Annotated in this window: 4 protein-coding genes; all 4 read left to right on the top strand. The window is 68.2% G+C overall.

The annotated features are described in order from the left end of the window. The coding region (gene alaS, locus AC5RWT_RS33575) for an alanine--tRNA ligase (RefSeq protein WP_494083993.1) at window positions 1-2,546 on the top strand (2,546 nt) is incomplete at its 5' end. A 10-nt stretch (window positions 2,547-2,556) separates the two neighbouring features. Further along, a complete protein-coding gene (gene ruvX, locus AC5RWT_RS33570) occupies window positions 2,557-3,129 on the top strand; it encodes a Holliday junction resolvase RuvX (RefSeq protein WP_494083992.1) in 573 nt (190 codons plus the stop codon). A 2-nt stretch (window positions 3,130-3,131) separates the two neighbouring features. After that, window positions 3,132-4,805, top strand: a complete 1,674-nt coding sequence (gene mltG, locus AC5RWT_RS33565; protein ID WP_494083994.1) for an endolytic transglycosylase MltG — start codon at window positions 3,132-3,134, stop codon at window positions 4,803-4,805. Continuing rightward, window positions 4,769-5,716 carry a shikimate dehydrogenase gene (locus tag AC5RWT_RS33560; protein WP_494083991.1) on the top strand — a complete coding sequence of 316 codons (948 nt, stop codon included), beginning with the start codon at window positions 4,769-4,771 and terminating at the stop codon, window positions 5,714-5,716. The genes mltG and AC5RWT_RS33560 overlap by 37 nt, the downstream gene beginning before the upstream one ends. The last annotated feature ends 105 nt before the right edge of the window (window positions 5,717-5,821 follow it).

Below are 5,821 nucleotides of genomic sequence, written 5' to 3'. Positions count from 1 at the left end.
TCCCGTACCTGACCGCCCGCGAGACGCCGCCGTACCCGCGCGCCACCAGCGTACAGAAGTGCATCCGCACCGCAGACATTGAAGAGGTCGGCAAGACCGTCCGGCACGGCACGTTCTTCCAGATGTGCGGCAACTTCTCCTTCGGCGACTATTTCAAGGAACAGGCCATCCCGATGGCCTGGGAGCTGCTGACCAGCCCGGTGGAGCAGGGCGGCTACGGCCTGCCGCCGGAGAAGCTCTGGATCACCGTGTACGAAGAGGACGAAGAAGCGCTGGCCATTTGGCGCGACCAAGTGGGCGTCCCGGCGGACCGGATCCAGAAGTCGGGCAAGAAGGACAACTACTGGTCCACCGGCCAGCCCGGCCCGGCCGGCCCCTGCTCGGAAATCTTCTACGACCGCGGTCCGGAGTACGGGATTGAGGGCGGCCCGATCGCCGACGAGACCCGCTACATCGAGATCTGGAACCTGGTCTTCATGCAGTACCAGCGCGGTGCGGGCATCGGCAAGGAAGACTTCGAAATTCTGGGCGAACTGCCGCAGAAGAACATCGACACCGGCCTGGGCATGGAGCGTCTCGCGATGATCCTGCAGGGTGTGGAGAACATGTACGAGACGGACCAGGTCCGCCCCGTACTGGACAAGGCGGCGGAGATTGCCGCCAAGGAGTACACCAGCGCGGAGTCCGACGACGATCCGCACCACACGGACGATGTCCGACTGCGCGTGGTGGCCGACCACGTTCGGTCCGCCCTGATGCTGATTTCCGACGGCGTGACGCCGTCGAACGAGGGCCGCGGCTACGTGCTGCGCCGGCTGATCCGCCGCGCCGTGCGTGCCATGCGCCTGCTCGGTGTGGAACGCGCCTGCCTGCCGGACCTGCTGCCGGTCTCCCGCGACGCGATGAAGGGTACCTACCCCGAGGTCGCCGAGGACTTCGAGCGGATCAGCCGGATCGCCTACGCCGAAGAAAAGGCGTTCCTGCGCACCATCGCCTCCGGCACGGCGCGGCTGGAAGAGGCCGTCAAGGAATCCAAGGCTGCCTCAAAGCCGATTTCCGGCGAGGACGCCTTCACGCTGCACGACACCTACGGCTTCCCGATCGACCTGACCCTGGAAATGGCGGAAGAAGCCGGCCTGCAGGTGGACGAGGCCGGATTCCGCACCCTGATGGCCGAACAGCGCCAGCGCGCCCAGGCCGATGCCCGCGGCAAGAAACTCGGCCACGCAGACGTGACCGTCTTCCGCCAGATGCTGGCCGAGGGCGGGACGGTCTTCACGGGCTACGACGAGCTGAAGACCGAATCCACGGTCCGGGGCATTGTCCGCGGCGGCGAAGTGCGTGGTTTTGCCGGGCAGGGCGAGGAAATCGAGCTGGTGCTCGACGCCACTCCGTTCTACGCCGAGGCTGGCGGCCAGGCCGCTGACGTCGGCCTGATCACCGGTGACGGATTCGTGGTCGAGGTGCTCGACGTGCAGAAGCCCGTCAAGGGCCTGAGCGTGCACAAGGCCGTGGTCCGCGAGGGCGAACTGCCCGCCGGCGCAACAGTGCAGGCCGCGGTGGATGCGCAGCGCCGCCATGCCGGCGAGCAGGCACACTCCGGCACGCACATCATCCATGCCGCCCTGCACCAGATCCTCGGCCCCGAGGCGCTGCAGCGCGGTTCCTTCAACAAGGCGGGCTACCTGCGCTTCGACTTCTCCTGGGGTGAAGGCCTGTCCGACGCCGCCAAGTCGGAGGTCGAAGAGGTTTCCAACCTTGCCATCCGCAACAACTTCGAGGTCCAGACCCGCGTGATGCCGCTGGCCCAGGCCCGCGAACTGGGAGCCATGGCGCTCTTCGGCGAGGCCTACGGCGACACGGTGCGCGTGGTGGAGATCGACGGCGCCTGGTCCCGCGAGCTTTGCGGCGGCACCCACGTGGAGGCCACATCGCAAATCGGTTCGCTGACCCTGCTGGGCGAGGCGTCGGTGGGCTCGGGCAACCGGCGCGTGGAGGCTTTCGTGGGCATGGAGGCCTTCCGCCACATGGCTGCCGAGCGCGCGCTGGTCAATGAACTGTCCGAAATGCTCAAGGTGCCAGGCGCCCAGCTGCCCGAGCGGATCGCCGCCACCTTGGCCAAGCTGAAGTCGGTGGAGAAGGAGCTGGACAAGCTGCGCAAGGAACAGCTTGCCGCCTCCGCCGGCGCGCTGGTCTCGCAGGCACAGGACGTGGCCGGAGTCCGCTTGCTGGCGCACAACGCCGGCGACCTCAGCGGCGCCGATGACCTGCGCAGCCTGGCCCTGGACCTGCGGGCCCGCCTGGGCACCGAGCCGGTCACCGTCGCGATGGCGGGGGTGGCCAACGGCCGCCCGCTGATCCTGGTCGCGACCAACGAAGCGGCCCGCGCCGCCGGCGTGAAGGCCGGTGCCCTGGTCAAGACCGCTGCCGGCGTGCTGGGCGGCGGTGGCGGCGGCAAGGACGACGTGGCCCAGGGCGGCGGATCCGATGCCACCAAGATCGACGAGGCCCTGGCCGCTGTGACCGCCGCGGTCGCCAACCGCTAGGCCGCCCGGCGTGTCTGCTCCCGATTATCCGCGCGGCACCAAGCTTGGTGTCGACGTCGGTGCGGTGCGTGTCGGCGTGGCCAGCTGTGATCCGGACGGGATCCTGGCCACCCCGGTGCGCACCCTGAAGCGCGATGCCAAAAAGGACAGCGACATCAGGGTTCTGGTGCGCGAGGTTGCCGAGCGGGACGCAGTCCAGGTGTTCGTCGGGCTGCCGCGCACGCTTTCGGGCGGCGACTCGGCGTCCACGGACATGGCCCGCGGCTATGCCCTGAAACTCGCCGCGGCGCTGGCCAGGGACGGGTCCACGGCCAGCGTCAGCCTGATTGATGAGCGCCTGACTACTGTTGCGGCGCACCGCGGTTTGCGGGAAGCTGGCATGGACACACGTCTACATCGTAAAGTGGTTGATCAGGTGGCTGCAGTGGGTATACTGCAGCAGGCCATTGACATGCAACGGGCCCAAGGTCAGGACGTGGGGACACCTGTCGCACCGCCCGCCGGCAGCCATGAGCCGGATGCCAGCCATGAGGAGCCGACGATTTCGCACGGAGATGACCGAAGCGGGGACCCCGGAACGTGAGCATGCACCCCGACGACTGGAACAACCTGCCTTCCCGGCGCGCCGCACGCGGACGCCAGGCCGCTGACCCGCGCTTTGACGACAGCGTCCCGCCGTACTGGGACGACGACGCCGTCCCCGAATGGGAGGAGGCGCCGACGGAAGAAGCGTGGCCCGACACGGCCGGCCAGCCTGGCGCTCCCGGGCGCGCCGCCGGGACCGGCGTGGACCAACCCGAGCCCCTCAGTGCCGGCGAGCCTGCCGGAGGTTGGCACGACCCGGAGCCGGCCACCGTCATCCAGCCGCACGTCCCGGCGCGGGACGGACGCGGCCGTTCCCATGAGCCCGGACCGGATGCCCTCAGCGATGAGCCCGGGATGGAGGCAGAAGCCGGCCAATGGGACAACGCCGTGGACGACAACCCGGCGGACGGCACTGCCGTGGACGACATCCCCGCGGACGACACTGCCGTCGACATCCCCGCGGACGACAACACTGCAGAAGAAGCCTGGGACGGCGTGGACGACAGCCGGGTTTATGAGGACGACGGACAGGTGTACCACGACGGCCGGCTGGACTTTTTCGAGGAAGAGCCCGCCCGCGGCCGGAAACGCCCCGTCCGCAGCAAGCAGCGCGCCCGCCGCCGGCGCAATATGATCATGCTGACCGTTTTCGCGGTGTTCGCCGCCGGTCTGGTGGGCGTAGTGCTTTTCCTGCAGAACCTGCTGGGCATGGGCAGCGGTCCCGAGGACTACGCCGGCCCCGGGGAAGGGCAGGTGACCTTCACCGTGGAACAGGGCGCTGGTCCCATTGCGATCGCAGCTTCCCTCGCGGAACAGGACATCGTCTCCAACAGCGAAATCTTCCTCGGCGAACTGGCCAGCCAGTCCGAGGGCCGCGAGGTCCAGCCCGGCGACTACCAGATGCAGTACAAGCTGCCGGCCGCCGACGCTGCCGCCATTTTGTTGGAGGACGTGGGGGAGAAGGTCTCCTACGCTGCCATCAACCGCACGCTGCGCCAGGACGAGGTCTTCGACGTCTTAAGCAAGGGCACGCAGATTCCAGCGTCCGAGTTCGCCGAACTGGCCAAGAACCCGCAGCAGTTCGGTTTGCCAAAGGAAGCCCGGAACATGGAAGGCTATCTCTTCCCCGGCGAGTACCGCTGGCCGCTGGAAGCGACGGCGAAGGACATCCTCTCCGAACTGGTGGCCAACACCAAGGAGCGACTGACCGCCGACGGCATCAAGGATCCGCACGAGCAGTTCCGGGTGCTGACCATCGCCAGCATTATCGAAGCCGAAGCCGGCGAAGCCGACTACGCCACGGTGGCGGGTGCGATCCAGAACCGCTTGAAGCCGGACAACACGGAAACGAACGGCCTGATCCAGTCCGACGCCACCGTAACCTACGGGCTGGGCCGGAAGGGCTACGACATCACGCCCGAGGAGAAGGCCGACAAGTCCAACCCGTACAACACGTACGCGCACACCGGCCTGCCGGCCGGGCCGATCAATTCGCCCGGCGGACCGGCCATCGACGCGGCGGCCCACCCGGCCGACGTGCCCTACTACTACTGGGTGACGGTCAACCTGGACACCGGCGAGACGAAGTTCGCCGAAACCCTGGCGCAGCACAACGCGTACACCAAGGAATACCTGCAGTGGTGCAGCAAGCAGGAAGCGGGCCGGTGCAGTTGACCGCCTGTCCTGCGGACAGCGTGCCTGCCGGTGCCCTGCGCGGGTCCGGGAAGTACCAGGCCGCGGTGCTCGGCCATCCGATCGGCCACTCGCGGTCGCCTGCCCTGCACCGGGCTGCCTACGAGCTGATCGGCTTCGATTGCAGCTACCGGGCCATCGACGTCACGGTGGACCAGGTCCCGCAGTTCATCCAACGCCTGCGGGCCGGGCGGGACTGGGCCGGACTGTCCGTGACCATGCCGCTGAAGGCTGCGATGGTCAGCCAGATGGACCACGTCAGTGAACTGGTGGGCCTGCTGGGCGTGCTCAACACCGTGGTACCGGAGTACGGCGGCCAGGGGCGGGTGACGCTGTCCGGCCACAATACCGACGTCGCCGGCATCGTGGGCGCACTGCGGAACGCCGGTGCTGCCGAGGGCCTGCCGGCAGTGATTCTCGGCGGCGGGGGCACAGCAGCCGCAGCGGCCGCGGCGCTGGCCGAGCTCAAACCGTCCGGCCTGACCGCGTGCCTGCGGGACCAGGCCAAGGCGGGCAGCGTGCAGAACATCGCCGAACATTTCGGCATGCCGCTGCGCCTGGCCGGCTGGGACCAGGCGTCGGCGGTGCTGCGGGAGGCCGGAACAGTGGTCTGCACGCTGCCGCCTCATGCAGCCGACTCCCTGGCCGGCGAATTGGCGGCGGAGGCAGGAACCGACTCGAGCGGCCGCGTGTTGCTCGATGTTGCCTACGACCCTTGGCCCAGCGCCCTGGCGGCCGCCTGGGAACGCCGCGGCGGCCTGGTGGTCCACGGACTGGAAATGCTGATCTACCAAGCGGTGGAGCAGGTGCGCCTGTTCGCCGGCGATCGCTTCACCGACGCCGCGGAAGTCACAAATGTGATGTGTGACGCGGTGGGTGCCCCGCGGCGCTAAACCGCCCGCCGATGCATGGCAGTATTGAATCCATGTTGCGTTGGTTAACCGCCGGTGAATCCCATGGTCCGGCCCTGGTAGGAATTATCGAAGGCGTCCCCGCCG

The sequence above is a fragment of the Arthrobacter sp. Dra40 genome (assembly GCF_059091905.1).
This window is presented reverse-complemented; position numbering and strand designations above follow the sequence as displayed.

Coding starts and splice junctions, on each gene's coding strand:
- mltG (WP_494083994.1), top strand. CDS start 3,132: ATGCACCCCGACGACTGGAACAACCTGCCTTCCCGGCGCGCCGCACGC.